The sequence below is a fragment of the Rhizobium sp. BK112 genome (assembly GCF_014193215.1).
Taxonomy (GTDB): domain Bacteria; phylum Pseudomonadota; class Alphaproteobacteria; order Rhizobiales; family Rhizobiaceae; genus Rhizobium; species Rhizobium anhuiense.
The window spans coordinates 44,688-71,404 of record NZ_JACHYZ010000010.1 but is presented as its reverse complement, the minus strand read 5'-3'; the positions used below and the strand labels follow the sequence as shown (position 1 = coordinate 71,404).

Genomic DNA, 26,717 nt, shown 5'->3' with positions numbered 1-26,717 from the left:
GGCGTGACGAGTACAGAAATGACACGCAAACGCGCCGCTTTTTGTCTCAATCGGCCGGCGGATAGGAATGCTCGCCGCCGCGATAATCGGTGATGGAATAACATCCGTCGCCTGTCGCCCGGATAGCGCTCCCACTGATGACGGCCTTGCCGTGACCGCCTGGAATATCGAGAATGTAAGTCGGCTGGCAGAGACCGGAAATCCGCCCGCGCAACGCCGCGACGATCTTCTGCCCCTCCTCGATCGTCACTCTGAAATGACCGGTGCCGGGCGCCAGATCCGGATGATGCAGGTAATAGGGTTTGACGCGGATTTCGACGAAGGCCTTCATCAGCGCCGCAAGCACGTCGGGATCGTCGTTGACGCCCTTGAGCAGCACCGACTGGCTGAGCATGGCGATGCCGGCATCGACGAGGCGGGCGCAGGCTGCGCGCGCTTCCATCGTCAGTTCCCTGACATGGTTGGCGTGCAGCGCCACATAGACCGTCTTGCCGCTTGCTTTCAGCGCGGCGACCAGCGCCGCATCGATCCTCTCCGGATCGACGACCGGAACACGCGTGTGGAAACGCACGATCTTCACATGGGCGATCCCGGCAAGCGTCTCCATGATGTCGTGGAGACGGCGCGGGGAAAGCACCAGCGGATCGCCGCCGGTGAGGATGACCTCCCAGATCTCCTCATGACCCCGGATATAGTCGAAAGCGGCCTGCATCGCCGCGGCATCGAGCGTGCCGAGGCCCTGCGGCCCGACCATTTCGCGCCGGAAGCAGAAGCGGCAATAGACCGGGCAGACATGCACGGCCTTCAGCAACACACGATCGGGATAGCGGTGAACGATGCCTTCGACGGGGCTGTGGGCATGATCGCCGATCGGATCGGCGCGTTCCTCGCTGGCGATCGTGAGTTCGGCGATATCGGGCACGAACTGCCGGGCGATCGGATCATCGGGATCGGTGCGGTCGATGAGCTTGCTGATCACCGGCGTCAGCGCGATCGCATAGCGCGCGGCAACCTCTTCGAGCGTTGCGCGATCGGCAGATGCGGCGAGCCCTGCCTTCACAAGATCGTCGACGCTCTTGATCGGTTTGACGACATTCATCTTCCATACTCCGCAACCGGCGCCCAGAGCACCTGGTCGATGCGCGATGCTCCCGTTGCCAGCATTACCAGCCGGTCGAAACCGAGCGCGATGCCGCTTGCCTCAGGCATCAGCGCCAGCGCGGCGAGGAAATCCTCGTCGATCGGATAGGTCTCGCCGTAGACCCGCGCCTTCTCGGCCATCTCGATCTCGAACCGTCGCCGCTGTTCGGCAGCGTTGGTGAGCTCGCCGAAGCCGTTCGCAAGCTCGACGCCGCAGGCATAGAGCTCGAAACGTTCCGCGACCCTGGGGTCGCGTGCCGAGGGACGCGCAAGTGCCGCCTCCGAGACCGGATATTCGTCGAGGATGGTGATGCGGCCGAAGCCGAGATGCGGTTCGATCTTCTCGACCAGCACCCGGCTGAAGAGATCGGCCCAGCCATCGTCATCGGCAACCCGCATGCCGACGCGCCTGAGTTCGGCTGCCAGATGGTTGCGATCGGTCGAACCATCGGCGGCGACCGAGGCAAGAAGATCGATGCCGGCATGCCGCTCGAAGGCTTCGGCAACGCTGAGCCGCTCCGGCCCGGCGAAGGGATCGCTCGCGACGCCGCGATAGGCAAGCGTCCCCGCCTTTACCGTTTCTGCCGCCAGCGCCAGGATCCGCACGCAATCCATCATCAGGCTCTCATAGCTTTCGCCCGCCCGATACCATTCGAGCATGGTGAATTCGGGATGATGCAGCGGCCCGCGCTCGCGATTGCGATAGACATGGGCAAAACACGAGATCCGTTCCTCGCCCGCCGCAAGCAGCTTCTTGCAGGCGAATTCCGGCGAGGTGTGCAGGTAAAATGGAGCCCTTTGCCCGTCCGTCGTCAGCGCTTCCGTCGCGAAGGCATGCAGATGCGCCTCATTGCCCGGAGAGACCTGCAGCACCGCCGTATCCACCTCGATGAAATCCTCGCGCGCGAAAAACCCGCGCAACGCCGCCTGGATCGCATTGCGCCCGATCAGGAACGGACGGCGATCGGCATGTACGGACGAGGTCCACCAGGGGGACGCTTTGGCCGAAGAGTTCATTCCAAGCTTTCTTCGCCGGAGAAGCCGGTATGGGGTGGCTATTTCCCGGATTTTAGGTTAGTTGCGCCCCCAAAGAAAAACATTTGCGTCTTCGGGGCGTCTCGACAGTCCTCTACGACGCCGAAAGCCGAGTTACAAGGAAGTCTTATGGTCAAGGTCATCGCCTCTTCGGTCCGCAAGGGCAACGTTCTCGACGTCGACGGCAAGCTCTACGTCGTCCTCACCGCCCAGAACTTTCATCCGGGCAAAGGCACGCCGGTCACCCAGGTCGACATGCGCCGCATCGTCGACGGCGTGAAGGTTTCCGAGCGTTGGCGCACCACCGAACAGGTCGAGCGCGCCTTCGTCGAAGACGTGAACCATCAGTTCCTCTACGAGGACGGCGAAGGCTTTCACTTCATGAACCCTGGAAACTACGATCAGGTCGTCGTCGATGTCGAGACGATGGGTGACGACAAGGCTTATCTGCAGGAAGGCATGACCTGCGTTCTCTCAATGCATGAAGGCATTGCGCTGGCGATCCAGATGCCGCGTCACGTCACGCTCGAAATCACCGAGACGGAACCGGTCGTCAAGGGCCAGACGGCGTCGTCTTCCTACAAGCCGGCCATGCTGTCGAACGGCGTGCGCACCATGGTGCCGCCGCACATCAATGCCGGCACCCGCGTCGTCATCGCCACGGAAGACAATTCCTACGTCGAACGCGCCAAGGATTGATCCTGAGTTACAACTCTTGAAGAGACCGGCTTATGCCGGCCTTTTTGTATCCGCCTTCTTTGCAGCATGATGTTGTCCGAAAACCGCTCACACTTTTCGGCATCATGCTCTAGAGATGCGGGTTGCGCGGCCGGTATTTCTTGACGAGCTTCTGGTTGATCTCGGCCGCACCCGGCATGTTGGCGCTGAGATAAATTGGCGCATCGCCGGATTTCGAAAGCTGCGAGGCGACTTCGGCGAAGACCGCATTGATCACCGTTACCCCGACCACCGTCGAGACTGGCCCAACCCGAAGCCCCGTGCCTTCGAGATCGACAACGGCATCACCCGGTGGCAGCCCGTTGTCGAGCACCACATCGGCCACGTCGGCGAGCCGCCGGCGACCATTGGCGATCGCTGAGGAATAGGCGATCGACGTGATGGCAATCACCTTTGCGCCGATTTCGCGCGCATAGTCGGCCGCCTCGATCGGCGCGGCGTTCACGCCCGAATTGGAAGCGATGATGATGACATCGCCCGGCTGCATGCCGTAGCGCTCCAGCATCGGCCGCACCAGGCCCTGCGTGCGCTCATAGACCGAACTGATGACCGCACCCTCATGCAGCATGGCCGAGCCGACGAGCACCGGCACGGTGAAGGCGAGCCCGCCGGCACGATAGTGCACCTCTTCCGCCAGCATATGCGAATGGCCGGTGCCGAAGACATAGACGCGCTTGTCGCCGTGGGCAGCATCGAGGATGACGGCCGCGGCCTGCGCCATCGGCTCGGCAAGCGCCTGCTTCAGCTCTTCCAGCCGGCCGATGAGGTTAGTGAAATAGGCATCGGTAATGTCGGTCATCCCACGTCTCCTTGATGTCAGGCCGCTTCGCTGCCGAGCCAGGTGGCGGTGACGGCAAGCGCATCGGTGAGATGCACGAGATCGGCACGCATGCCCGGCGAGAGATGACCGCGATCGGCAAGCCTGAGGAAGCGGGCGGGATAAAGGGTCGCCATGCGCAGGGCCTCGGCGAGCGTCAGGTCGAGATAGGTGACGCCGTACCGGATCGTCGAGATCATATCGACGTCGGAACCGGCGAGCGTGCCGTCGGAAAGCACCAGCTTCGAGCAGAAGCCACCCCTTTCTCGCCGGACGGTGCGCCCGTTCAGCGTGAACGAGTCTTTCTCCGAGCCGACGAGCGACATCGCGTCGGTGACGAAGAACAGCTTGCCTTCGCCGCGCTTGGCGCGCAGGGCCGTGCGCAAGGCCTTCGGATCGACGTGATGGCCATCGGCGATGATGCCGCACCAGGTCGAGGGATGGTCGATTGCCGCGCCGACGAGGCCGGGTGTGCGGTGTCCCAGCTGGCTCATGGCGTTGAAGAGATGCGTGACGCCGCGTGCGCCGGCATCGAAGCGTTCTTCCGCCGCCTCGCTCGAACAATCGGAATGCCCGATGCTGACCGTGACGCCGGCTTCCGCAAGCTCGCGCACCTGGGCAACCGTCACCTGCTCGGCCGCCATGGTGACGAGCAACGTGCCGATCTCCTCGCGTGCTCGGATGAAGGTCTTGACGTCACGTTCCTCCACCGGCCGCATCAGCTCTGCCAGATGCGCGCCTTTTCTCGCCGGCGCCAGATGCGGGCCTTCGAGATGCAGGCCAGCGACGCCGCGGCTCGCCTTGACCGCCTCCTTGGCCGCCTCGATCGCGGCAATGGAGGCTTCCGATGTATCGGTGATCAGCGTCGGCAGCAGCGACGTCGTGCCATAGGGCCGGTGTCCTCCGGCGATGATGTCCATCGAAGCGGCGGAAGGCTCGTCGTTCAGCATTCGCCCGCCGCCGCCATTGACCTGCGCATCGATGAAACCGGCCGACAGAACCCCGCCCGCAAGTGTCACGATCTCGCCGTCCGGCAGATCGTTTCTTGCGACGATCGCTTCGACTCGGCCGCCGGCAGTGATGAGCGCCTTGTCGTCATGGAAGCGTTCGCCGTCGAAGATGCGGGCGCCAAGGAAGATCTTGCGGGCCATCAGACCGTCTCCGTCACCTTGAGCAGGTTTGCCGGTCTGTCGGGATCGAAGCCCTTGCGTCGCGTCACCGACTCGATCAGCCGGTAATAGACGAGCAGCGACACCAGCGGATCGACGAGGCCGCTGCCCGTGGTCGGCACGCGCAGATGGACGCCGGACAGCGGCTGCGCCGAGAAGCCGACGGTGGTGGCGCCGAGCTTCTGCAGGCGCTCCAGTGCCTGGACGTTGTTGGCGAAGGCGGCATCGTCGGGCGTAAAGGCGACGATCGGAAAGCCCGGCTGCACCAGGCGCATCGGACCATGCATCAGTTCCGCCAGCGAGAAGGCCTCGGCATGCAAGCCGGAGGTCTCCTTAGCCTTCAGCGCCGCTTCGAGCGCGATCGCGAAAGCTGGGCCGCGGCCGGCCGTATAGAGCGAGGTTGCGTTGAAGAGCACCTCCTCGGCCGCCGCCGTGTCGATCCCGGCTGTTGCCGACAGCGCCTCCGGCAGCTTGTCGAGCGCAGTCTGCAGATCGGATGCGCCGCCGATCGCAGCCGTCACCCCGGAAAGGGCGGCGACCGAGGCAATGAAGGATTTCGTCGCCGCGACACTCTTTTCGGCACCGGCATTGAGGCCGAGAACGATATCGGCCTGTTTCGCAAGCGGGCTGTCGGTGACGTTGACGACGGCGATCGTCGTCGCTCCGCCCTTCTTCGCCGCATCCTGCAGCGCAACGATATCGGGGCTGGCGCCCGACTGCGAGACGGTGAAATGGACGCCGCCCTTCAGATGCAGCGCGGCACCATAGACGGAAGCGATTGACGGACCGACTGAGGCGACCGGAACGCCGCAGGTGATCTCGAAGAGATACTTGAAGAAGGTGGCGGCATGGTCGGAGGAGCCGCGCGCCGCCGTGGTCACCACGCTCGGGCGGGCGGACGAAAACAGCCGGGCGATCTCGGCAAAGACCGGCTTTTCCTTTTCGAGAAGCGTGGCCACCACCTCTGGCGACTGGCCGGCTTCCTGCAGCATCAGCGACTGGTTCTCACTCATAGGTCATCTCCAATTCTCAATTCGGCAACGAAATCATAGGCATCGCCGCGATAATGCGAGCGGGTGTATTCGACGACGCGCTGGTCTTCCAGGCGCGAGACACGTTCGATCAGAAGCGCCGGCGCGCCTGATTTGACGTTCAGGATCGCAGCAGAAGACGGGTCGAGCGTGACCGCAGTGAGCCGCTGCAGCGCGCGCACGGGCCTGTGGCCGCTGGCCGTCAGCGCATCGTAGAGCGATCCCTCGCCACCGGCATCGTGCCCAAGGAACTTGATCGGCACCACGGCGCGTTCAATCGCCAGCGGCAGGCCATCGGCAAGGCGCAAGCGGTCGAGTCTCAGCACCGGCTCGTCGCCGCCGAGGCCGAGCAAGAAGGATTCCTCCGGCGACGGCGTATTGACCGCCCGCGACAATACCCGCGCAGCCGGCAGACGCCCGCGCGAGCGCATGTCGGCGGAGAAGGAGGAAAGCCGCCAGAGCGACTGCTCCATGCGTTCCACTCTGCTCGAGACGAAAGTACCGCTTCCGTGGCGCGATTCCAGCGCCCCTGAAGCCATCAGATCGCGATAGGCGGTGCGCACGGTGACGCGTCCGAGCTTCAGTGCCTCGGCAAGGTCGCGCTCGCCCGGCAGCGCAGTGCCGGGCTTCAGCAATCCTTCCTGAATGAGACCGGTCAGCGTCTGCGCCAGCCGCTTGTAGAGCGGCCCGGTCAGCGCCTCGTCACGCAGGCCGCGGTTCTTCAGTTCCGCTATCAGACTGGTTCTATCCATGGGCGCACAATAGAACCTATCTAGAACCAATCGGCAAGACGGAATCGAGCATAGAAAGAAAAAACCCTCACCGGTGGACCGGCAAGGGTTTCATAGCAATCAAATTTGACAGCCGTGCGTGCGCAGAAACTCAGTTCTTGGTGAAGATATAATCCGTCTCCTGGCGAAGCACCTCGCCGGGACGCAGGACGGCATTCGGAAAACCTTGGTGATTGATGGCATCCGGCCAGACCTGCGTCTCGAGGCAGAACCCGGCGAATGGACCATATTTGCGCCCGCCGATGCCGAGCGCCTCGGTATTAAGCTTGAAGCCGGCATAGAACTGCACGCCCGGCTCGGTGCTGCGCACTTCCAGCGACACCCCGGAATAGAGGCTGCGGGCAAGCGCGACGCTCCGCTTGGCGGTGCGCTCGGCGGACAGGCAGAAATTATGATCGTACAACACTTGTTCGCTGCCGACGAAACGCTTCATCGGCGCCATCTCGCGGAAATCGAACTCCGTGCCCTCGACGGAACGGATCTCGCCGGTCGGCACCTGCCTCTCGTCCGTCGGCAGATAGTGATCGGCAGCAATCATGATATCGTGGCCAAGCGCATCTTCGCGGCCGTCGAGATTGAAATAGGCGTGCTGGCAGACATTGGCGAGCGTCGGCTGGTCGCTGGTCGATTCGTAGGTGATCGACAGTTCGCCATTGCCATGCACCCGGAAAGTCGCCTGGATGGTGCAATTGCCGGGATAGCCGGCGCGGCCATCGGGATCGACGATCTTCAGCACCACGCGGTCGACGTCGTGCTCGACGATCGTCCAGTTGCGTTTGGCAATATTGTCGCTGCCGCCATGCAGATGCGTCACGCCATTTTCGTTCAGCTCGAGCTGATGGTCCTTTTCGTCAAGCGTGAATTTGCCGCCGCCGACACGGTTGGCGCAGCGGCCGGGGGTCGCGCCGAAGTAGGCCGAATAAAGGGGATAGCTGTCGAAATCGTCAAAGCCGAGCTGCAGCGGAGCGTCATGTCCCTCAAGGCGCAGATCCTGGATGACCGCACCCCAGGTCATAATCTTGGCCGTCAGCCCGCCGCCCTTGATCTCGACGCGATAGACGGTCTCGCCCGCCTTCGTCTGCCCGAAAACATCCCGCTTCAACTTATCCGACATCATCGACCGTCCATTCTATCCCGGCTGCCTATTCCTCATCGAAATCGATTTAGGAATTTCAGCGATTCAAACTGTTGCAGCGTCCTTGCACGGCTGACAAAGACGCGCGGGCGCTGTGGCGTTCCGGACCGGAACCTGCCCGCATTTGTTCCAAACCGCAACCGGGCGGAGTAGAAAGAAATGCTGCAGCAGCGATGCGGCATCGGCTCAAGGCGCGATGGTGCCCTCAGAGGTCCATGCCGATCTCTTCCACGTCATAGGGCGTCGTCTGGTAGATTTCGTTGATCCAGTTGCCGAACAGCAAATGCGCATGGCTGCGCCAGCGATTCTGCGGCGCAAGCGCCGGATCGTTATGCGGGAAGTAGTTGTGCGGCATCTTGATCGGCACGCCGGCATCGACGTCACGGAAATACTCGTCGGAGAGCGAGGTGGAATCATATTCGACATGGTTGAACATGTAGAGCCGCCGGCCCTTCTTCTCGTGCACGAGGCACACGCCCATCTCGGCTGATTCCATCAGGATCTCCAGATCTTCGGATTTCTCGATATCGGCGCGGCGCACTTCGGTCCAGCGCGACACCGGCACTTCGAAATTGTCGGAAAAGCCGTTGAGATAGATGGAGGAAGGCTTCAGGTTCCGGTGGCGATAAACCCCGAAGGCCTTCTCCTTCAACTCGTATTTCGGAACGCCGTGGAAATGATAGATCGCAGCCATCGCGCCCCAGCACACGTTCATCGTCGAATGGACATTCGTTTCCGTCCAGTCGAGGATCTGCTGCATTTCCGCCCAATAGGTGACGTCCTCATAGGGCAAAAGCTCGATCGGCGCCCCGGTGATGATGAAGCCGTCGAACTTGCGCTGCTTCACCTCTTCCCAGGTCTGATAGAAGGAAAGCAGATGGTCTTCGGAGGTATTCTTCGCCTTGTGGCCTCCGATGCGGATCAGCGACAGCTCCACCTGCAGCGGCGAGGCGCCGACGAGGCGGGCCATTTGCAGCTCGGTCTTGATCTTGTTCGGCATGAGATTGAGCAGCCCGATCTGCAACGGACGGATATCCTGACGGATCGCCATCGTCTCGGTCATCACCCGCACACCTTCCTGAACCAGGGTTTCGAAGGCGGGCAACGTATCGGGGATCTTGATGGGCATTGCGGTCACTCGATCAAAAACAAAAAACCGGCGGCGAAAAAAATCGCTACCGGTCCGCACGCGGCCCTTTAGCGACTTTTTTAACGTGGCTGCAAGCCGGCCGGCCAAATCACCACGGAGCACTTTAATTAGCCCCAGTCGGACCGCGAATCAATGGCGAAAGCATGCAGGCACGGCCCATGCAAGCATCATCACACTTTAATGACTGATAGAATCTGTTGATAGACCGGTAACGCCACCATGTTAATAATGGGGGCATGGGCGGTGTGGAAAAGTGTAATGGCAGATAAGATCGAGAGGAGGCCGGGAATCCGGAGGCAGGATAGGGTAGGGTATGATCTCAGCCTGACATATCGCCTCGGGGTGATGTTCTCAGCATTCTGGAATTCGGAAGTGCGTGGCAAGGTGCTGTTTCTGGCGACCGTGCTGATTCTCGTCATCTTGGTGACGTCCTACGGCCAAGTCATCCTCAATGAATGGAATGCTCCGTTCTACGACTCGCTGGAGCGCCGCGACCTCGGCGAATTCTTCCACCAGCTTGAAATCTTCGCGATGATCGCCGGCACGCTGCTGCTGCTCAACGTGCTGCAGGCGTGGCTGAACCAGATGACCGCGCTCTATATGCGCGAAGGTCTGTCGCGTGATCTCGTCGACCAATGGCTGAAGCGCAAGCGGGCGCTGCGGCTTGCTTCCAGTGGCCTGATCGGCGTCAATCCGGACCAGCGCCTGCACGAGGATTCCCGCAATCTCGCCGAAAGCACGACAGGGCTCGTTCTCGGCCTGCTGCAGTCGACCATTCTTCTGGTGAGCTTCATCGGCGTGCTCTGGGAGCTTTCGAGCGGCTTCATCTTCCGCATCAGCGGCCATAGCTTCTCCATTCCGGGCTACATGGTCTGGGCGGCGATCTTCTATGCCGCTTCCGCCTCGGTGCTGAGCCAGGTCGTCGGCCGCAAGCTGGTGAAGCTCAATGCCGACCGGTTCTCGAAGGAAGCCGAGCTTCGCTTCACGCTGATGCATGCCAATGAGAACATGCCGGCGATCACCGTCGCCCGAGGCGAGGAAAACGAGCGTCGGCGCATCAACACCGATATCAGCTCGGTACTGAGGGTCGTCAAGCGGCTCGCCATGGCCAATACCAACCTCACCTGGGTTTCGGCCGGCTACGGCTGGCTGGTGATCGTCATCCCGATCATCGTCGCCGCCCCCGCCTATTTCTCCGGCGGCCTCACCCTTGGCCAGCTGATGATGTCCGTCGGCGCCTTCAATCAGGTCAACACGGCATTGCGCTGGTACGTCGCCAATTTCGGCCCGATCGCCGAATGGCGCGCCACGCTGATGCGCGTCACCGATTTCCGTCAGGCGCTGCTCGACATGGACGAGGACTTCGACCTGAAGGACAGCATCGCCTATGAAAGCACCGCGCCCGATACGCTGACACTGAAGGATGTGGTGATCGTCGCCAAGATCGGCGAAGACATCGACGAATGCGGCGGTTTCCGCCTGCGTGAAACCAATGTCGTGATCAAGGCCGGCGAAAAAGTCATGATCAACGGCGATCACAGCGTCAATCGCAAGCTGCTGTTCCAGGCGATGGCCGGCCTCTGGCCGTGCGGCAGCGGCACGATGGGGCTGCCGCCGGTCGACGACATGCTGTTCGTGCCGCAGATCGCCTATGTTCCCGGCGGCACACTGCGCGAGGCGCTGGCCTTTCCCGAAAGTCCTGATGCCTACGAGAAAGCCGCCGTCGAGGCTTCCCTCGAGAAAGCCGGCCTGCATTCGCTGATCGCCAGGCTCGATACCCGCGCCCGCTGGGACAAGCTGCTCGACAGCGACGAGCAGAAGGCGATCGGCTTCGCCCGCCTGCTGCTCGTACGCCCGCGCTGGATCATTTTCGACGAGGTGCTGGAAGGCATGGAGCCGGAATGGCAGGAAACCATGGCCAAACTGCTCACCACTCTGCCCGAAACCGGCATGATCTATATCGGCCGCTCCGAAGCCTATCTCGAGGTGCTGAAGCCGCGCGTGCTGCATCTGCAGGCGTTGCCGTCAAGATCCGAGGAACCGCCTGTCGCCCAGACCGGCGCCAGCGCCAGTGCAGGCGCTGCCGCCGTGCCCGCGCCGGCGCTTTGATCCGTGCCGCCCCAAAGTGTGGAGCGGTTTTGGCATAACGGAATGCGTTAAGATAAAGATTTGAGCCGGCCGCTCACATCGGCGGCGTGATGCCGTTGAGGCCGACAGCCACCTGGCTGGCCGAGATACTGCCGTCAGCCGCCTTCTCGCCGGTGACGATAACCCCGGCGCCAGTCTTCAAATCATCCTTGGTCGCCGGCGCCAGTGTCACGATCGGTGTCGCATCGGCGATCGTGATGGTCTTTTCCTTGCCCTGATAGGTCAGCGTGATCGTGTGGCCTTCGACGGATTTGACGGCGTTGCTGACGGTCGCGTTGGTCATCTGGCTGTTCGGCTGCGCATCCCAGGGACGGTTCCCCTCGCCGGTCCCTTTCATCGACGCCGGAAAGATCAGCACTTCGATCGCCCCATCCGGGCCGTTGCCCTTCGGAAGCGAGGCAACGCCAACGAAATCGCCGGGCTTGATATCCTCGACCGAGGCTTTCCGGATACCGCCGACTTTCCAGCCGGCTTTCAGCGTGATCGTCGCATCGCTGCCTTCGCGCGTCTTGACAACGAGTTGATCACCGCTGAGGCTTTCGATGGCGCCGCGAATGCGGACGCGCTGGCTATCCTGCGCCTCGACGGCGTGCGATAGGGCAAGCGCGACAATGCCGCCGGCGGCAAGGGTTGTGAAAATTTTGGAATTGGGCTTGCGAGACATATGACTTTTCCTTGTCGCCATTGCGATCGGCAATATCCCCGGCTGCCGGGCGGCACTCTATGCCGCACGACGATCAACTGGCGAATCAAGGAAAGGTGAGCCGGCGCGTTTGGGAAGCCTCAGCCTTCCAGCTCTTCGCGCAGCATTTCGAGCTCCAGCCACTCCTCCTCCATTTTGGTCAGGCTGGAGCGCAGTTTTTCCATCTCGGCGGCAAGCCGGTTGAAGGCCGCGGCATCGCGCGTAAACAGATTGGGATCGGCCATCGCCTGTTCGCGCTTGGCGATCTCGGCTTCGGCTTTCGCCATCTCCTTCGGCAGATTGTCAAGCGCGAATTTCTGCTTGAAGGAAAGCTTGGTCTTGGCACTTCCTGCGGACGGCGCTGCCTCTTGCGTCTTCGGCTTCTCCGCCGCTTTCTCCGCCCTCTTGCGCTCCTCAAGCGCGCCCTTGCGCTGCGCAAGCATGTCGGAATAGCCGCCGGCATATTCGATCCAGCGACCGTCAGGCGCATCCGGCACGGCAGGCGCGATCGTCGAGGTCACGGTGCGGTCGAGGAAATCGCGGTCGTGGCTGACGAGAATGACGGTGCCGGGAAAGCCGGCGACGATTTCCTGCAGCAGATCGAGCGTTTCGATATCGAGATCGTTGGTCGGCTCGTCGAGGATCAGGAGGTTCGCCGGACGCGAGAGGATACGTGCCAGCATCAGCCGGGCGCGCTCGCCGCCGGAGAGGCTTTTGATCGGCGTCCGCGCCTGTTCCGGTTGGAACAGGAACTCCTTCATATAGCCGGTAACATGACGCTGCTCGCCGTTGACGAGCAGGTTTTCGCCGCGCCCGTCCGTCAGGTAGTTGGCAAGCGTATTCTCGGGATCGAGATCCTCGCGCTTCTGGTCGAGCGTCGCGATCTCCAGATTGGTGCCAAGCTTTATCGTGCCGCTATCCGGGGAAAGCTGCCCGGTCAGCATCTTCAACAGCGTCGTCTTGCCGGCGCCGTTCGGCCCGACCAGACCGATGCAGTCACCGCGATGCACGCGGATCGAGAAGGGCATGACGATTGTCCGGTCGCCGAAGCTCTTGGTGATCTTGTCGGCCTCGATCACCAGCTTGCCGGATTCCTGCGCGTCCGAAACGGTCGCCTGCACGCTACCTTGTGGCCCTTTGTGGCCACGATATTGCGAGCGCATCGTCTGCAGTTCACCGAGGCGGCGCATGTTGCGCTTGCGTCGCGCCGTGACGCCATAGCGCAACCAGTGCTCCTCGCGCTCGATCGCCTTGCCGAGCTTGTGCTGCTCCAACTCCTCGGCCTCCAGCACCTGGTCGCGCCAGGCTTCGAAATGCGCAAAGCCCCTGTCGAGCCGGCGTGAGGTGCCGCGGTCGAGCCAGACGGTTGCGGTCGAGACCTTTTCGAGAAAACGCCGGTCGTGCGAGATCAGCACCAAAGCGCTGCGGGTCTTCTGCAACTCGCCTTCCAGCCATTCGATTGTGGGAAGGTCGAGATGGTTGGTCGGTTCGTCGAGCAGGAGAATGTCGGGCTCCGGCGCCAGGACGCGGGCAAGGGCGGCCCGGCGCGATTCGCCGCCGGAAAGGGTCTTCGGATCTTCCTCGCCGGTCAGCCCGAGATGGGAGAGCAAATAGGTGACGCGGTAAGGATCATCGCCCGGCCCGAGACCGGCCTCGGCATAGGCCTGAACCGTGTTGAAGCCGGCAAAATCCGGCGCCTGTTCGAGATAACGCACCGTCGAGGACGGATGGCGGAAGACCTCGCCGGACTGTGCCTCGACCAGGCCGGCGGCGATCTTCAGCAGCGTCGATTTTCCCGAGCCGTTGCGGCCGACGAGACAGATCTTGTCACCAGGCTCGATCTGCAGCGCCGCCCCCGCGAGGAGCGGTGCACCGCCGAAGCTCAGGAAGATATCGTCGAGTTTCAGAATGGGAGGGGCCAAAATCAGACTCCGGAAAGATCATAGGGCCTGGCGAGCACGATCGCCTGGCCGCTGCGGAGCGAAAAGCGAACCTTGCCTTCCGCGACGTTGGAAATGGTGCGCGACGAGCCGAAAGGCAGATGAAAATCGGCCAGCGGATAACGCGCATTCTCGATGGAAAGCCCGATCAGCTCGCTGAACCCGGGCACGGAAAACAGGCTGCCCTTGGGAAGGTCCAGTTCGATCGTCCCGGCAATCAACGGCACGGCCTCTTCCTTGCCCGAGGTCAGCAGCACGTCGAAGCCCTCTTCCGCCAGGCTGACGGCCGACAGCAGATGCTGAAGCGCATGGTCCGAGCGTTCGCCGCCGAGCGCACCGGCCAGAATCAGCCGCCGCGCACCGCGCGCGATCGCTTCCGACACTGCGATTTCGCCATCGGTCGCCGCCTTCGCTGCGGGATAAGGCTGTTTCGGCACATCGGGAAATGCATCCTCGAGATCGGCGGGCGTCGAATCGAAATCGCCGACCCAGAGCTCGGGCATAATGCCGAGTGCTGCCGCATGCCGCATCCCGCCATCGGCCGCAATGAAGCGGCTGTCGCCGATGGCATGCCTCAGGCGCTCCGTCAGGCTGAGTTCGCCGCCAAGGAGAATGGTGAAGGTGGATTGGCTCATGGGCACTGCCCTTAGCGCAAACGGGGGGTCGAGGGGAAGGGGCGCCGAACGACGTGCCTCGCCTCAGCCCGGCGTATCCTTGTCGCGCGACAGGAAGACCGCCTCGTAACCGCCGATGAAACGCTCGAAAAGTATCGCGAAGCGATCGATATCTTCCTGCGGCCAGTCGGCGACGATCTCGGAGATGATCGCGAGCTTCTGCGCGACGATCTCGGCAAGCAGAGCCTGGCCGACCTCGGTCATGACGACAACGATCCGCCGCGCGTCGGCCTGCGAGGCCTCGCGGCGCAGGACGTTGCGCCCGACCATGTCGGCCACCACGCGGCTTGCCCGTGACGGATCGATGCGCAGCATCTCCGCGATCATGCCGACCGTGACCTCGCCGGCAGGCTGCGCCCTCCGCACGGCATCGAGCACATCGAGATGCGAAAGTTCAAGGCCCGGTGCGGCACTCTGGATCGCCAGCCGACCGATCAGCCGCCGACCGGTCATCAATCGCATGCGCGCCATGCTGCGGCCGATACGAGGCACGTTTTCCTCATTCGGCGTGGCGGATTGCGCGGAAATGGTCTTGGTCAGCACGTCACTCATGACGAGACCATAACAGAGCCGATGCGGAATTTGAACATGCTGATGTCAATAATGTGCTGTTGACAATTATATGCTGTTAGCACATAAAAGCTCATCAAACCCGGAATGACGCTCCCATGGACATGCAATTCGTGCCTGCGCCGCTCGTGACCGATCCTCGTCGCCGGCTTATCCTGTTCTTCTTCCTGATGACGGCCATGTTCATGGCGACGCTGGACAATCAGATCGTCTCCACGGCGCTGCCGACGATCGTCGGCGAATTCGGCCATCTCGAGCGCTTCGGCTGGATCGGTTCGGCCTATCTCCTGTCGCTGAGCGCCGTCATGCCCCTTTACGGCAAGCTCGGCGATCTCTTCGGCCGCAAATATGTGATGATGACGGCGATCACGATCTTCACCGTCGGCTCAGCGGTCTGCGGCCTTGCGGTCTCGATGGACACGCTGATCGCCGCCCGTGTGCTGCAGGGCCTTGGCGGCGGCGGCATCATGGTGTCGATCTTCGCCGTCAACGCCGATCTGTTCGAGCCGCGCGAGCGGGCGCGCTATCAAAGCTATTCCAGCCTCGTGCTGATGGCATCTGGTGCGATCGGCCCGGTGCTCGGCGGTACGATGAGCGATCTCTTCGGCTGGCGCTCGATCTTCCTCGTCAATGTGCCGATCGGCTTCATCGTACTTGCCGGCCTTGCTTTCATGTTGCCGTACCGAAAACCGCATCGCCGACCGAAGATCGACTATGCAGGTGCACTTCTGCTTGCCATGACGACGACAAGCATCGTGCTTGCCACCGACAGCAGCGAACTGTTCGGCGCATTGATCTCACCCCAGAGCGTCGGCATCGTCGCCTTCGGTGTGATCTGTGCCGTCATCTGGGTTTTCACGGAGCGCCGCGCGCCGGAGCCGATCGTTCCCCTGCAGCTCTTTCGCAATTCGACCTTCAGCCTGCTCCTGGTGATCTCGATCATGGGCGGCGCCATCGCCATCGGCATGGTCAATTATCTCGCCCTCTTCCTGCAGACCACCACAGGCCTTTCACCGTCCGCCGCCGGCCTGCTCTTCATCCTCCTGACCGGCGGCCTCGTCTGCGGATCGTTGACGGCAGGCCGCATCATCTCGAGGACGGGGCGCTACAAGCCCTTCGCCATCGCAAGCCTCACCTGCAGCGCCACCGCCTTTGCGCTATTGTCGCAGGTCCATGCGGGAACGCCGATCGCCTTCATCGGCGCGATCATGATGCTGCACGGTATCGGCATCGGCCTTGCCCAGCAGGTTCCCATCATCGGCGTGCAGAATGCAGCACCGGCGCGCGACGTCGGTGCGGCCACCGGCTCGGTGACGCTGTCGCGCATGGGAGGCGCTTCGATCGCCATCTCGATCTACGGCGCGATCATTGCCTCTGGGCTCGGCACGGTCGGCATTTCCATTCCCGGCGTCACCGATATCGAGCAACTGACGCCAAAGATGATGGCTGCCCTTCCCGAGCCAAGCCGCCAGGCCGTGGCCGATATCTATGCTGCCGCTTTCTCGCCGCTCTTCATGACCTCCTGCGCCATTGCACTGATCGGCCTTGTGGCTGCCATCATGCTGAAGCCAGTGCAATTGCCCCGCGCCGGCGAGACGGAGAAGCCGCAAGCGGCGACGGCGGAAGCTGCCGAATAGTCGAATCGCCCCGCGGAAATGCCTCACCAAGAGGCGCTCCCTCACAAAGAACATATTTCTGGTTGCGCTTTTCGCGCATGGCTGTCGCGGCCGCGCCGGTTAATTCAATCGGCCCGTTCTTTTTCCGCGCCGTTGACGAATCTCCGCTCTGTGACGGAACTTTCGCCATAATTTCATCCGAGCGAAGGGAGGCCTCAATGCCCGAGGCTTGCCAAAATGCAACGGCGCCACATTTAAACAGAGTCTCGCTATGCAACCGATGCGTAAATCAGCTACAGCAAGGACTTGTATCGGCCGATTGTGCAGCGCGAGATCAGGGGTGCGCACCTGTTGAATTCCCCTTGCCACGGTCGGTTTGAATCTGCGGCAAACCGGCAAAACAGCGACATGATGCGGAGAAACAGACTGGACAGCTTGACGACGTGGAAATCGCCCGCGCTTTCCAGTGATGCCATCTCCACGCCGCGGCGCTTCGCGCGTCGCCTAATGCTGCTTTCAGCCCTCGCAATGGCGCTGAATGGCTGTCAATCGCTGATCGACCAATCCTATCAGCCGAGTGTTTCGCCTTCTTCCAATCCGCAGATCGTCGACGAGGTGCAGAAGAACGACCCGCGCGCGGCGATGGGCGCCCGTGAGCATCCGCGCATCGTGGCAAGCTACGGCGGCGAATACAAGGATGCCAAGACCGAACGCCTCGTTGCCCGCATCGCCGGCGCGCTGACGGCGGTGTCGGAAAATCCGAGCCAGTCCTACCGCATCACCATCCTGAATTCGCCGGCGATCAACGCCTTTGCGCTGCCGGGCGGTTATCTCTATGTCACCCGCGGCCTGCTCGCCCTTGCCAACGACGCCTCGGAAGTCGCCGCCGTGCTGTCGCACGAGATGGGCCATGTGACGGCGAACCACGGCATCGAGCGGCAGAAGCGCGAAGAGGCTGAGGTCATCGCCAGCCGCGTCGTCGCCGAGGTGCTTTCCAGCGACATCGCAGGCAAGCAGGCGCTGGCCCGCGGCAAGCTGCGGCTCGCCGCCTTCTCCCGCCAGCAGGAGCTGCAGGCCGATGTCATCGGCGTGCGCATGCTCGGCGAAGCCGGCTACGATCCCTATGCCGCAGCCCGTTTCCTCGATTCGATGGCGGCATACAGCCGCTTCATGTCGGTCGATCCCGAAGCCGACCAGAGCCTCGACTTCCTGTCGAGCCACCCGAACTCCGCCCAGCGCATCGAGCTTGCCCGCACCCACGCCCGCGCTTTCGGCCAGGAAGGTTCCGTCGGCGACAAGGGCCGCGATTATTATCTCGATGGCATAGATGGACTGCTCTACGGCGACAGCCCGGAGGAAGGCTATGTGCGCGGCCAGACCTTCCTGCATGGCGGTCTCGGGATCCGCTTCGACGTGCCACCGGATTTCCACATCGACAACAAGGTCGAAGCCGTGATGGCCACCGGCCCGAACGACATCGCCGTCCGCTTCGACGGCGTCGCCGACAATCAGAACCAGAGCCTCACCAACTATATCTCCAGCGGCTGGGTGACCGGTCTCGACCCCTCGACCATCCAGCCGATCACCATCAACGGCATGGAAGCAGCCACCGCGCGCGCAAGCGCCGACCGCTGGGATTTCGATGTCACCGTGATCCGCAACAATTCGCAAATCTTCCGCTTCCTGACCGCCGTGCCGAAAGGCAGTGACGCCCTTGAGCCGACGGCCAATGTCCTGCGTGCGAGTTTCCGGCGTATGACGCCGGCAGAGGCAGCCTCGCTGAAGCCGCTGCGCATCCGCGTCGTCACCGTCCGGCCGGGGGAGAACATCTCGACGCTCGCCGCCCGCATGATGGGCACCGACCGCAAGCTCGATCTCTTCAAGCTCATCAACGCCCTGCCCACGGGCGCAGCCGTTTCACCGGGCGACCGCGTCAAGATCATCGCCGAATAAAAGAGGCCCGGCTTACGCCGGGCCAGTCTGTGCTGCTGGAGGGGACAAAGCATGTCGCGCAAAACTGTGCAGCGGTTTTACGATAACGACATGCGTAAAACAAAGACCTGAAGCGCGAGGAGCGAATCTGAAGGATCGCGACGCGCTTTGGGTTCAAGCATAGGCGGCCATATGCGGATCGGCGCTGACGAGCGCGCTGCGAAGCTTCTCCATCGCCCGGCTTTCGATCTGACGCACGCGTTCCTTGGAAATGCCGAGGTCGGCGCCGAGTTCTTCGAGCGTGGCTCCGTCCTCCGCCAGACGCCGGGCACTGATGATCTTCATCTCGCGTTCGTTGAGATGTTTCAGCGCCGAGGCGAGCCAGACGCGGCGGCGCTCGCCGTCGATCATGTTGGAAACCTGCTCATCCGGCAGGGGATCGTCACTGACGAGGAAATCCATCTTCTCCGCACTCTCGGCATCGCCGGAAACCGAAGGCGCCTGCAGCGAGGCATCGTTGCCAGAAAGCCTGGCATCCATGGTCTGTACATCGGCGAGGCTGACCCCGAGGGCAGCGGCGATTTCCTGGTGAATGGATTGCAGCGTCAGCTGCGTGTCACCCTTGGCGAGCTTGGCGCGCAGGCGACGCAGATTGAAGAACAGCGCCTTCTGCGCCGAACTCGTGCCGCCGCGCACGATCGACCAGTTGCGCAGGATATAATCCTGGATCGAAGCCCTGATCCACCAGCTTGCATAGGTCGAAAAGCGCACGTCGCGTTCCGGTTCGAAGCGGGCGGCGGCCTCCAGCAGCCCGACATAGCCCTCCTGCACGAGATCGCTCATCGGCAGGCCGAAGTTGCGGAACTTGCCGGCCATAGAGATGACCAGGCGCATATGGGCCATGGCGATCTGGTTGCGGGCACCGCGATCGTCGTGATCCTTCCAACGAGTGGCAAGATCGTGCTCTTCCTGACGGGCGAGATAGGGGGCGGCCATCGCGATTTTGATCATGCGCCGATCTGCAGACATGTTCTTCATTTCGATCTCCTGAAACAGGCCTCTCGCCCTAAAATGAACAATAAAACGCACCTTCCGGAACATCGCTGTTCCAGACTGAATGGGGTTCTGAATGCATAAAGGCCTCGCCCCTGGACTTTTCAGGGGGAGGCCCTATTTCTCATCATGTGCCGCTAAGACGGCCGGGCTGGACCTGTTTCTTCACGTTGCCGGATGGGCAATATTGAAAAGGCATGATCCGCTCCTCATCGACATTGACGGAATAGCAGTTCGCCCGTCGAGGCCATTGCCCGCGAGCAGTCCGCAATTACGTGTGTTAAACGCGGCAGTCGGGAAAAAGTTCCAATAAAAAAACCCGGCGCGAAGGCCGGGTTTTTTGACAGGAAAACAGGCTCGCCTTATGCGGCTTCGTCCTGCGAATCGTCTTCTTCGATTGCCTTTCCGCGCTTCGGACCCTTGTTGAGATTGGTCTCGACGAGACGGACGGCTTCGGTTTCCGACATCTTGTTGACGGCGGCGATTTCGCGCGCCATGCGATCGAGCGCAGCCTCATAAAGCTGACGCTCGGAATAGGACTGTTCGGGCTGGTTCTCGGCACGATAGAGATCACGCACGACCTCAGCGATGGAAATCAGGTCGCCGGAATTGATCTTGGCATCATATTCCTGGGCGCGACGGGACCACATGGTGCGCTTGACGCGCGCCTTGCCCTGCACGACCTTCAAAGCACGCTCGACGAAATCCGTTTCCGAAAGCTTGCGCATACCGATGCTCATGGCCTTCGCGACCGGAACCTTCAGACGCATCTTGTCCTTCTCGAAATCGATAACGAAAAGTTCGAGCTTCATGCCGGCAACTTCTTGCTCTTCGATAGCGGTGATGGTACCGACGCCATGAGCGGGGTAGACGATCGATTCACCGGTCTTGAAGCCGTGACGTGCTGTAGAAGGCTTTTTCTGCTGAGTCGTCATTCTATTCAAAAACTCCCTGTTACGCATCCGGCGGCGGCCGGAGCCGGGTCAGTCAGGCCCGGGTGAGACGGTAGTATCCGTCGGGTGACTTCACTCTGGTCCTATCGGGCAAAAGCAAAGACTTTTTGCGCACGATCTTGGGACCCGGCGCTCAAAGCGTTGATATGTCACGGAAACCGCGTACGGATTTGTTTTGCTTTCGTGATGGTTTTGGGCATGCGTCATGCCACAAATGGAACAGTAGACGAAACCTATCATAAAAATATGAGGAAATCAATAATTTGCTTCGCTTGAGTCATGCGGGCAACACATGTCACCCATATGCCTCACGCAGCTTTTAGAGCCTTTCCTGGTCAGATTGAAGCATTCTGTTGGCTCAAACGGAGTCGGATGGTGACCGGCCGGCGCGCGTCGTAGCCCAGATCTACGGCCAACCCGGCCGATCGATCAGACGGCCCGCTTCAGCCAACCCTCTTGCAGATTTGCTTGGCAAATCTGCAAGACCTTAGAATCGCCGGACGCACCTGTTGCTTCGCATGGCGAAGCAGTGCGGCCGGTGGGCCGGGCATCTCTATGCCAGGTCAGAATGCTGCAATCTGACCAGGAAAGGCTCCAAACGTTTCGCCCCGCCACCGCCCGAATCCGGAGGCCGAATGTGGGCGCTGTCTCAATCGCCGGAACCGGGCTTCTCGGAGAAATACTTCTCGAATTTTCCGGTCTCGCCATCCATTTCCTTGGCCTCAGGCAACGGCTCCTTCTTGACCGTGATATTCGGCCAGATCGTCGCATATTCGGTATTGATCTTCAGCCATTTATCGAGACCCGGCTCGGTATCGGGCTTGATCGCCTCGGCGGGACATTCGGGTTCGCAGACGCCGCAATCGATGCATTCGTCGGGATGAATAACGAGAAAGTTCTCGCCCTCATAGAAGCAGTCGACAGGGCAGACTTCCACGCAATCGGTGTATTTGCACTTGATGCAATTGTCGGTCACGACATAGGTCATGAAGAACTCCAGGATTTCCATGCGATGGGGCCGGGCAACCTGGAACGTCGCGCCTATCCCCGTGCCGGAGGAAAAGCGTGGGCAGGCTTGGGCGGCAAGCACGCTTCCGGCAGGTTGACAGTGACCTATCGGCTTTGGCGCCGGATTTCAAGGATAAACGATCTGCAAAAGCCGCCAGCGCAGACAGAGTTTTCTAATCCTCGTCCGACATCAGCCTGTCGATTGCACGTCTTTCCTTTTTGGTCGGACGGCCGGTACCGGTCGCCCGGATCGCCTGTTCGTAGGGCGTGAGACGTTTTGCCTCATCAGGCGGCGGCGATTGATCGTCATACAGCAGGCGCGCCTCCTCGTAAGGTCCCCGCCGCTCACCGGCGAGGCGCACCACGAGAACGACGTCGCGCCGTTCCAGCGTCATCTCGATACGGTCACCCGGCTTGACCATCTGGCTCGGATGGCTGCAGCGTTCGCCGTTGATGCGCACATGGCCGGATTGGATTTGGCTCTGCGCCAACGAACGCGACTTCACCATGCGCGCGAAGAACAGCCACTTGTCGATGCGCTGGCGCGAACCGCTTGTCGGCTGTGTCTCCGCGCTCATGATTACTTCTTCATCTGCTCCTTGAGAGCCGCGAGCTTGGCGAAAGGCGAATCCGGATCGATCGGCTTCTCCTTGCGCGGCGGCTTGGCCTCGAAGCGCAGCGGCTGCGAGCCGCCGCGATTGTTGTTGCGGTCGTTACGATCGTTGCGGTCACCGCGATCCTTGCGGTCACCACGGTCCTGCCGGTCGCCGCGCGGCTGATCGCCCCGTGGCTGATTGTTGCGATCGCCCCTTGCCTGCTGCGGCCGGCCGCCATCGCGACCGCCGCCGTCCTTGCCGCGATTGTTGCGATTGTTGTCACGGCCTTCGCCGCGATTGCCCTCGCCGCCTTCACCGCCGCCCGGCCGACGATTGCGGTCGCCGCGTTCCTGGCCCTGGCCGCCACGGCGTTCGCCATGCCCGCCGCGCGCCTGGCGCTGATTGTCGTTGCGGCCGCCGAGACGCCACAGAAGAACCGGCTTCGGTTCGACCGGCTCGCCGGCGTCCTCAGCAGCGGATACCGCCGTCTCGGCAGACGCTTCCACCGAAGCGGCTGTCTCGGCTGCTTCGACAGGAGCAGGGGTTTGGACCGTTTCGGCCACGGGCGCGTCGGCAGCCACGGGCGCCGCCTCGGTTGCGGGCGCTTCGGCAGCAGTCTCTTCCGCCGCCCCGTCGGCATCGTCGTGATCGGCCTTTTCGGCTGTCTCATCCGCCGACGTTTCCGCGGTGGCGGCGGGCACTGAGGCCGCATCCTGCGCCGCAAGATGTGCCGATGCCTCTTCCGCCTTCACGGCATCGGCGCGATAGCCGAGACCCTTGAGGATTTCTTCCATGTCCTCGAGCGTCGCACCAAGAATCGACAGCATAGCCGTCGTCGTCGTGAAACGGCGGCCGTCATAGGCGCCCTCCGGACGATTATTCTGACCGGGCTTCCACTGCAGCAGCGGACGGATGATGTCGGCAAGCCGTTCCAGGATGTCGATTCGCACGGCACGCTTGCCGAGGAACCGGAAGCCGGCGAGCTTATAGAACATCCGCTCGAAGCTCGGGTCGGTGACGACGGAGGTGCGGCCGGCGGCAAGCACGGGAATGAGATCGCCGTAGCCCGGTTTGTCGAGACCGTCGTTCTTCAGCGCCCAGAGCAGCGTGATGAGCTCGGCCGGCGCCGGCTTCAGAAGTGCCGGAACGAAGATATGATAGGCGCCGAAACGCACGCCGTAGCGGCGCATGGAGGCGCGGGCATCCTGGTCCAGCGACTTCACCTCCTCGGTCACGTCGCGTCGGAACAGCACGCCGAGATTTTCGACGAGCTGGAAGGCAAGCCCCTTGGCAAGACCCTGCAGATCCTCGGCGCGCGACAGATCATCGAGCGGTTTCAGCACCGTGCTGATATGATGGTTGACGAAGCGTTCGATGCGGGCCGCAACGTGATCCCGGGCATTGCCCGTCAACTGCTCGTCGGCCAGCAGAAGCACGCGCGGACGCATGACGTGATCACTGCCCGAAAGCCGCGCCACCGGGTCGCCCAGCCAACGAATCAACCCATCCGAGCCGATCGCCAGATCACTATTGCCGGCGGCATGCATCCGCGCCGCGCGGGCTTCGAATTCGAGCGCGAGCGCCTTCTGCGACGCAGCCTGAACCGCCTTGGCATCCGGTCCGTCCGTTCCCGCCACCGGCGTGAAACGGAATCCGCTCAATTGCCCTACATGATGTCCTTCAACGAAGACATCACCATTCACACTGATTTCAGCTTCCAGCATCGCATTCTCTCTCAGGCGCTTCATGAGCACAGATGTCCTGCGATCAACAAAGCGTTTCGTCAACCTTTCATGTAACGCGTCGGACAATCGATCTTCGATTTCCCGCGTCTTTTCCTGCCAGTGTGTCGGATCGGCAAGCCAGCCAGGCCGATTCGAAACGTAGGTCCAGGTCCTTATCTGCGCGATTCGCGCCGAAAGCGTGTCAATTTCCCCATCTGTCCGATCGGAGCGATGCACCTGCTCCGCGAGAAACTGCTCATTCACCGTGCCATAGCGGACGAGATCGGAAAAGAGGGTCGAGATAAGATCGGCGTGTTGCGCAGGAGTGATACGCCGGTAATCGGGAAGCGCGCAAGCCTCCCAGAGTTTTTCGACGCGCGCCGGCCTGTCGGCGAGATCGATGACCTCTGGATAACGCGAAAGCTGTTCCAGCGCCTGCTGGTCGACAGCAGGCAGCGCTCGCGTCAGTCCCGGCACGCGCGGTCCCGCCTCAAGGCTTGTCCGCAAGGATTGAATCGAGGAGAAGTCCATCTCCGTCGTGCGCCATTGCAAAACCTTGACGTTGTCGAATTCGTGCCCCTCGATACGTTGCACCAATTCATCGTCGAAGGGCGAGACCTGTCCGGTGACGCCGAAGGTCCCGTCCCGCACGTGCCGCCCGGCGCGCCCGGCGACCTGGCCGAGTTCGCCCGGATTGAGATTGCGGAACTGGTAACCGTCGAATTTCCGGTCTTGGGCAAAGGCGACGTGATCGACATCGAGGTTGAGGCCCATGCCGATCGCATCGGTCGCCACCAGATATTCGACGTCGCCCGCCTGATAGAGTGCGACCTGCGCATTGCGGGTGCGCGGGCTGAGCGCGCCGAGCACGACAGCCGCGCCGCCACGCTGGCGGCGGATGAGCTCGGCGATGGCATAGACCTCGTCGGCCGAAAACGCGACGATGGCAGAACGCTGCGGCAGCCGGGTGATCTTCTTCTGGCCGGCATAGAAAAGATGCGAAAGCCGCGGCCGCTCGACGACAGTGATGCCCGGCAGGAGCTGCTGCAGGATCGGCCGCATCGTCGCCGCGCCAAGCAGCAGCGTTTCCTCACGGCCGCGAAGATGCAGAATGCGGTCGGTGAAGATATGACCGCGCTCGAGATCGCCGGCGAGCTGAACCTCGTCGATGGCAACGAAGGCGGCCTTGGTCTCACGCGGCATCGCCTCGACGGTACAGACGGAAAAACGCGCATTGGGCGGCGAAATCTTTTCCTCACCGGTGACCAGCGCCACATTCTGCACGCCGACCTTCTCCACCACCCGCGTATAGACCTCGCGCGCCAGCAGCCTGAGCGGCAAGCCGATCACGCCGGTCCCGTGCGCGACCATGCGCTCGATGGCATAATGGGTCTTGCCGGTATTGGTCGGTCCGAGCACCGCGGTCACACCGCGTCCACTCAGAATCATCGGCTGCGAAGTCAGAGTCATGGGTCCATGCAAATGAGGCGGGTGGCCCCAGGAAAATCTCAGCCCCACGAGGGAAGCTAAAGAACACATGGACAGCTGCCGCCGCAAACGCAAGGGCAGATTTCAAAATGCACCGGGGATTACGACCTTTGCGAGTCTTGTGGAACGTCTGAATTCACGATTCGGAACAGCGTGAGAACGAATCAGCGACGAATCGCTGACTCCAGCTGATTCAGCTTTTGTTCACGGCTAAGTATTGATTTTGAATCACTTTTTCCCACTAGATGCTGAATCGCGAGACTCCCTCCCATTCGCATTTTCGCCGTCGTGAGCGACGATTCCCGCGCCGATTTTGAACAGGCGAGAGCGTCCCGAAATTAACCTCTCGACCAAAGCCGGAACGAATCGGAGACGAATCGCTGACTCCGCGGTTTTCGCCTTTCGTTCACGACCAAATCTGGTGGCATCACCAGGTCCGGACGCTAGATGCGGAATCGGCAGCGGAACTCTTCGCCCGCCTCCTGGCATAGGCATTAATCTTTTTGAAGCCGGATTCAGACAGCGTTAAGTCAAGGCGGCCAATCGCGATGGGTCGATCAAAAGCGGAACGAATCGCTGACGAATCGGCGACACCGCGGCTTTCCCTCTTTGTTCACCGCAACATATTGTATTTAAATGTAATTTTAACCATAGCGGCAATTTTCCGAGATGACGGAAATTAACCGTGAATCACGCCCTTGTCACATTTCCAAGCTTAACCGGGAACAAAAATCGCCAATGCGTGTTTCTGGTCCATCCAAATTGCGGATGAAATGAAGGAAACACACCATGCTTGGCACGATACTTCTAATTATCCTCATTCTGCTCTTGATCGGAGCCTTGCCGAATTGGGGTTACAGCCGTGGCTGGGGCTATGGACCTTCTGGCGGTTTGGGGCTAGTTCTCGTGATTATCATTATCCTTGTACTAATGGGCCGCATCTAAAGGCCAACGAACCTGGGGAGTTACGACATGATGAAGAAGATTGTTCTTATTGGTGCGCTGGTCGGCGCTCTGGCATCCTGCACAGCAACCGAGCAAGGTACGGCGATCGGCGCCGGCACCGGTGCGGTCATCGGCGGTGTCGTCACCAACAGCTGGGGCGGTGCCGCCGTCGGCGCCGTGGCCGGCGGTCTAACCGGCGCTCTCATCGGCCACTCGGTCGAACGCCGCGGCTACTGCGTCTATCGCGACCGCTACGGCCGCCGCTACGAGGCTCGTTGCCGCTAATCGGCAAAACCATATCGGACTCCCAACGGGCGCTTCTGCGCCCGTTTTTTTGGCCTGCCGCATCCGTCAACGAGACGTTGACAATCGGTTATGAAAG

The 26,717-nt window shown here is 61.6% G+C and carries 23 protein-coding genes and 1 riboswitch; of the genes, 6 read left to right on the top strand and 17 right to left on the bottom strand.

Annotated features, from left to right (window positions below; translation table 11 throughout):
* Window positions 1-46: 46 nt before the first annotated feature.
* Window positions 47-1,099, bottom strand: a complete 1,053-nt coding sequence (locus FHT75_RS24840; protein ID WP_063473836.1) for a lysine-2,3-aminomutase-like protein — start codon at window positions 1,097-1,099, stop codon at window positions 47-49.
* Window positions 1,096-2,157, bottom strand: coding sequence for an EF-P lysine aminoacylase EpmA (gene epmA, locus FHT75_RS24835; protein ID WP_047615719.1), 1,062 nt, complete (start codon window positions 2,155-2,157; stop codon window positions 1,096-1,098). The genes FHT75_RS24840 and epmA overlap by 4 nt, the downstream gene beginning before the upstream one ends.
* Window positions 2,158-2,304: 147 nt before the next feature.
* On the opposite strand from epmA, the gene efp reads away from it, so the two are divergent.
* Entirely contained in the window at window positions 2,305-2,874 is a 570-nt protein-coding gene (efp, locus tag FHT75_RS24830) for an elongation factor P (protein WP_028758989.1), read from the top strand.
* A 109-nt stretch (window positions 2,875-2,983) separates the two neighbouring features.
* Here the strand turns inward: efp and FHT75_RS24825 are convergent, their stop codons facing one another.
* From FHT75_RS24825 to metA, 6 genes are all read right to left on the bottom strand, one after another.
* Complete coding sequence (locus FHT75_RS24825; RefSeq protein ID WP_063473837.1) at window positions 2,984-3,712, bottom strand: SIS domain-containing protein; 729 nt, start codon at window positions 3,710-3,712, stop codon at window positions 2,984-2,986.
* A 17-nt stretch (window positions 3,713-3,729) separates the two neighbouring features.
* The gene (gene nagA / locus FHT75_RS24820) at window positions 3,730-4,881 is read right to left on the bottom strand and encodes an N-acetylglucosamine-6-phosphate deacetylase (RefSeq protein ID WP_063473838.1); all 1,152 of its coding nucleotides are present in this window, start codon (window positions 4,879-4,881) and stop codon (window positions 3,730-3,732) included.
* A complete protein-coding gene (locus FHT75_RS24815; RefSeq protein ID WP_063473839.1) occupies window positions 4,881-5,912 on the bottom strand; it encodes an SIS domain-containing protein in 1,032 nt (343 codons plus the stop codon). The genes nagA and FHT75_RS24815 overlap by 1 nt, the downstream gene beginning before the upstream one ends.
* Window positions 5,909-6,682, bottom strand: a complete 774-nt coding sequence (locus FHT75_RS24810) for a GntR family transcriptional regulator (protein ID WP_028759060.1) — start codon at window positions 6,680-6,682, stop codon at window positions 5,909-5,911. The genes FHT75_RS24815 and FHT75_RS24810 overlap by 4 nt, the downstream gene beginning before the upstream one ends.
* A 130-nt stretch (window positions 6,683-6,812) precedes the next feature.
* Complete coding sequence (locus FHT75_RS24805) at window positions 6,813-7,835, bottom strand: aldose epimerase family protein (RefSeq protein WP_063473911.1); 1,023 nt, start codon at window positions 7,833-7,835, stop codon at window positions 6,813-6,815.
* A gap of 226 nt (window positions 7,836-8,061) precedes the next feature.
* The gene (gene metA, locus FHT75_RS24800) at window positions 8,062-8,985 is read right to left on the bottom strand and encodes a homoserine O-succinyltransferase (RefSeq protein ID WP_028759058.1); all 924 of its coding nucleotides are present in this window, start codon (window positions 8,983-8,985) and stop codon (window positions 8,062-8,064) included.
* A gap of 48 nt (window positions 8,986-9,033) precedes the next feature.
* Window positions 9,034-9,111, bottom strand: a riboswitch (SAM riboswitch).
* A 114-nt stretch (window positions 9,112-9,225) separates the two neighbouring features.
* On the opposite strand from metA, the gene FHT75_RS24795 reads away from it, so the two are divergent.
* Window positions 9,226-11,115 (top strand): ABC transporter ATP-binding protein/permease, encoded by a 1,890-nt coding sequence (locus tag FHT75_RS24795; RefSeq protein ID WP_176707328.1) that lies wholly within the window; start codon window positions 9,226-9,228, stop codon window positions 11,113-11,115.
* Between the two features lie 73 nt (window positions 11,116-11,188).
* On the opposite strand, the gene FHT75_RS24790 is transcribed toward FHT75_RS24795, so the two are convergent.
* The 4 genes from FHT75_RS24790 to FHT75_RS24775 form a co-directional block, all read right to left on the bottom strand.
* Window positions 11,189-11,818 (bottom strand): DUF5666 domain-containing protein, encoded by a 630-nt coding sequence (locus FHT75_RS24790; RefSeq protein WP_028756518.1) that lies wholly within the window; start codon window positions 11,816-11,818, stop codon window positions 11,189-11,191.
* 119 nt (window positions 11,819-11,937) lie between these two features.
* Window positions 11,938-13,758, bottom strand: a complete 1,821-nt coding sequence (locus FHT75_RS24785) for an ABC-F family ATP-binding cassette domain-containing protein (protein WP_028756519.1) — start codon at window positions 13,756-13,758, stop codon at window positions 11,938-11,940.
* A gap of 2 nt (window positions 13,759-13,760) precedes the next feature.
* Window positions 13,761-14,411 carry a thiamine diphosphokinase gene (locus FHT75_RS24780; protein WP_028756520.1) on the bottom strand — a complete coding sequence of 217 codons (651 nt, stop codon included), beginning with the start codon at window positions 14,409-14,411 and terminating at the stop codon, window positions 13,761-13,763.
* A gap of 63 nt (window positions 14,412-14,474) precedes the next feature.
* Window positions 14,475-15,002, bottom strand: a complete 528-nt coding sequence (locus FHT75_RS24775; protein WP_028756521.1) for a MarR family winged helix-turn-helix transcriptional regulator — start codon at window positions 15,000-15,002, stop codon at window positions 14,475-14,477.
* A 116-nt stretch (window positions 15,003-15,118) separates the two neighbouring features.
* Between FHT75_RS24775 and FHT75_RS24770 the strand changes: the two genes are divergently transcribed.
* Window positions 15,119-16,657 carry an MDR family MFS transporter gene (locus FHT75_RS24770; protein WP_028756522.1) on the top strand — a complete coding sequence of 513 codons (1,539 nt, stop codon included), beginning with the start codon at window positions 15,119-15,121 and terminating at the stop codon, window positions 16,655-16,657.
* A gap of 387 nt (window positions 16,658-17,044) precedes the next feature.
* The gene (locus tag FHT75_RS24765; RefSeq protein WP_028756523.1) at window positions 17,045-18,589 is read left to right on the top strand and encodes a M48 family metalloprotease; all 1,545 of its coding nucleotides are present in this window, start codon (window positions 17,045-17,047) and stop codon (window positions 18,587-18,589) included.
* A 153-nt stretch (window positions 18,590-18,742) separates the two neighbouring features.
* Here FHT75_RS24765 and FHT75_RS24760 read toward each other — a convergent pair whose 3' ends face one another.
* From FHT75_RS24760 to FHT75_RS24740, 5 genes are all read right to left on the bottom strand, one after another.
* On the bottom strand, window positions 18,743-19,606 hold the full coding sequence (locus tag FHT75_RS24760; protein ID WP_018244054.1) for an RNA polymerase factor sigma-32: 864 nt from the start codon (window positions 19,604-19,606) through the stop codon (window positions 18,743-18,745).
* A 377-nt stretch (window positions 19,607-19,983) separates the two neighbouring features.
* Window positions 19,984-20,556, bottom strand: a complete 573-nt coding sequence (locus tag FHT75_RS24755) for a CarD family transcriptional regulator (protein ID WP_003543775.1) — start codon at window positions 20,554-20,556, stop codon at window positions 19,984-19,986.
* A 667-nt stretch (window positions 20,557-21,223) separates the two neighbouring features.
* Window positions 21,224-21,562, bottom strand: a complete 339-nt coding sequence (gene fdxA / locus FHT75_RS24750; protein ID WP_007632346.1) for a ferredoxin FdxA — start codon at window positions 21,560-21,562, stop codon at window positions 21,224-21,226.
* A 193-nt stretch (window positions 21,563-21,755) separates the two neighbouring features.
* On the bottom strand, window positions 21,756-22,160 hold the full coding sequence (locus FHT75_RS24745; RefSeq protein WP_028756524.1) for an RNA-binding S4 domain-containing protein: 405 nt from the start codon (window positions 22,158-22,160) through the stop codon (window positions 21,756-21,758).
* 2 nt (window positions 22,161-22,162) lie between these two features.
* Window positions 22,163-25,372, bottom strand: coding sequence for a helicase-related protein (locus FHT75_RS24740; protein WP_028756525.1), 3,210 nt, complete (start codon window positions 25,370-25,372; stop codon window positions 22,163-22,165).
* A gap of 807 nt (window positions 25,373-26,179) precedes the next feature.
* Here FHT75_RS24740 and FHT75_RS24735 point away from each other — a divergent pair.
* The gene (locus tag FHT75_RS24735; RefSeq protein ID WP_017962528.1) at window positions 26,180-26,335 is read left to right on the top strand and encodes a DUF3309 family protein; all 156 of its coding nucleotides are present in this window, start codon (window positions 26,180-26,182) and stop codon (window positions 26,333-26,335) included.
* A gap of 27 nt (window positions 26,336-26,362) precedes the next feature.
* Window positions 26,363-26,620, top strand: a complete 258-nt coding sequence (locus FHT75_RS24730; RefSeq protein WP_018244057.1) for a YMGG-like glycine zipper-containing protein — start codon at window positions 26,363-26,365, stop codon at window positions 26,618-26,620.
* Window positions 26,621-26,717 lie beyond the last annotated feature (97 nt).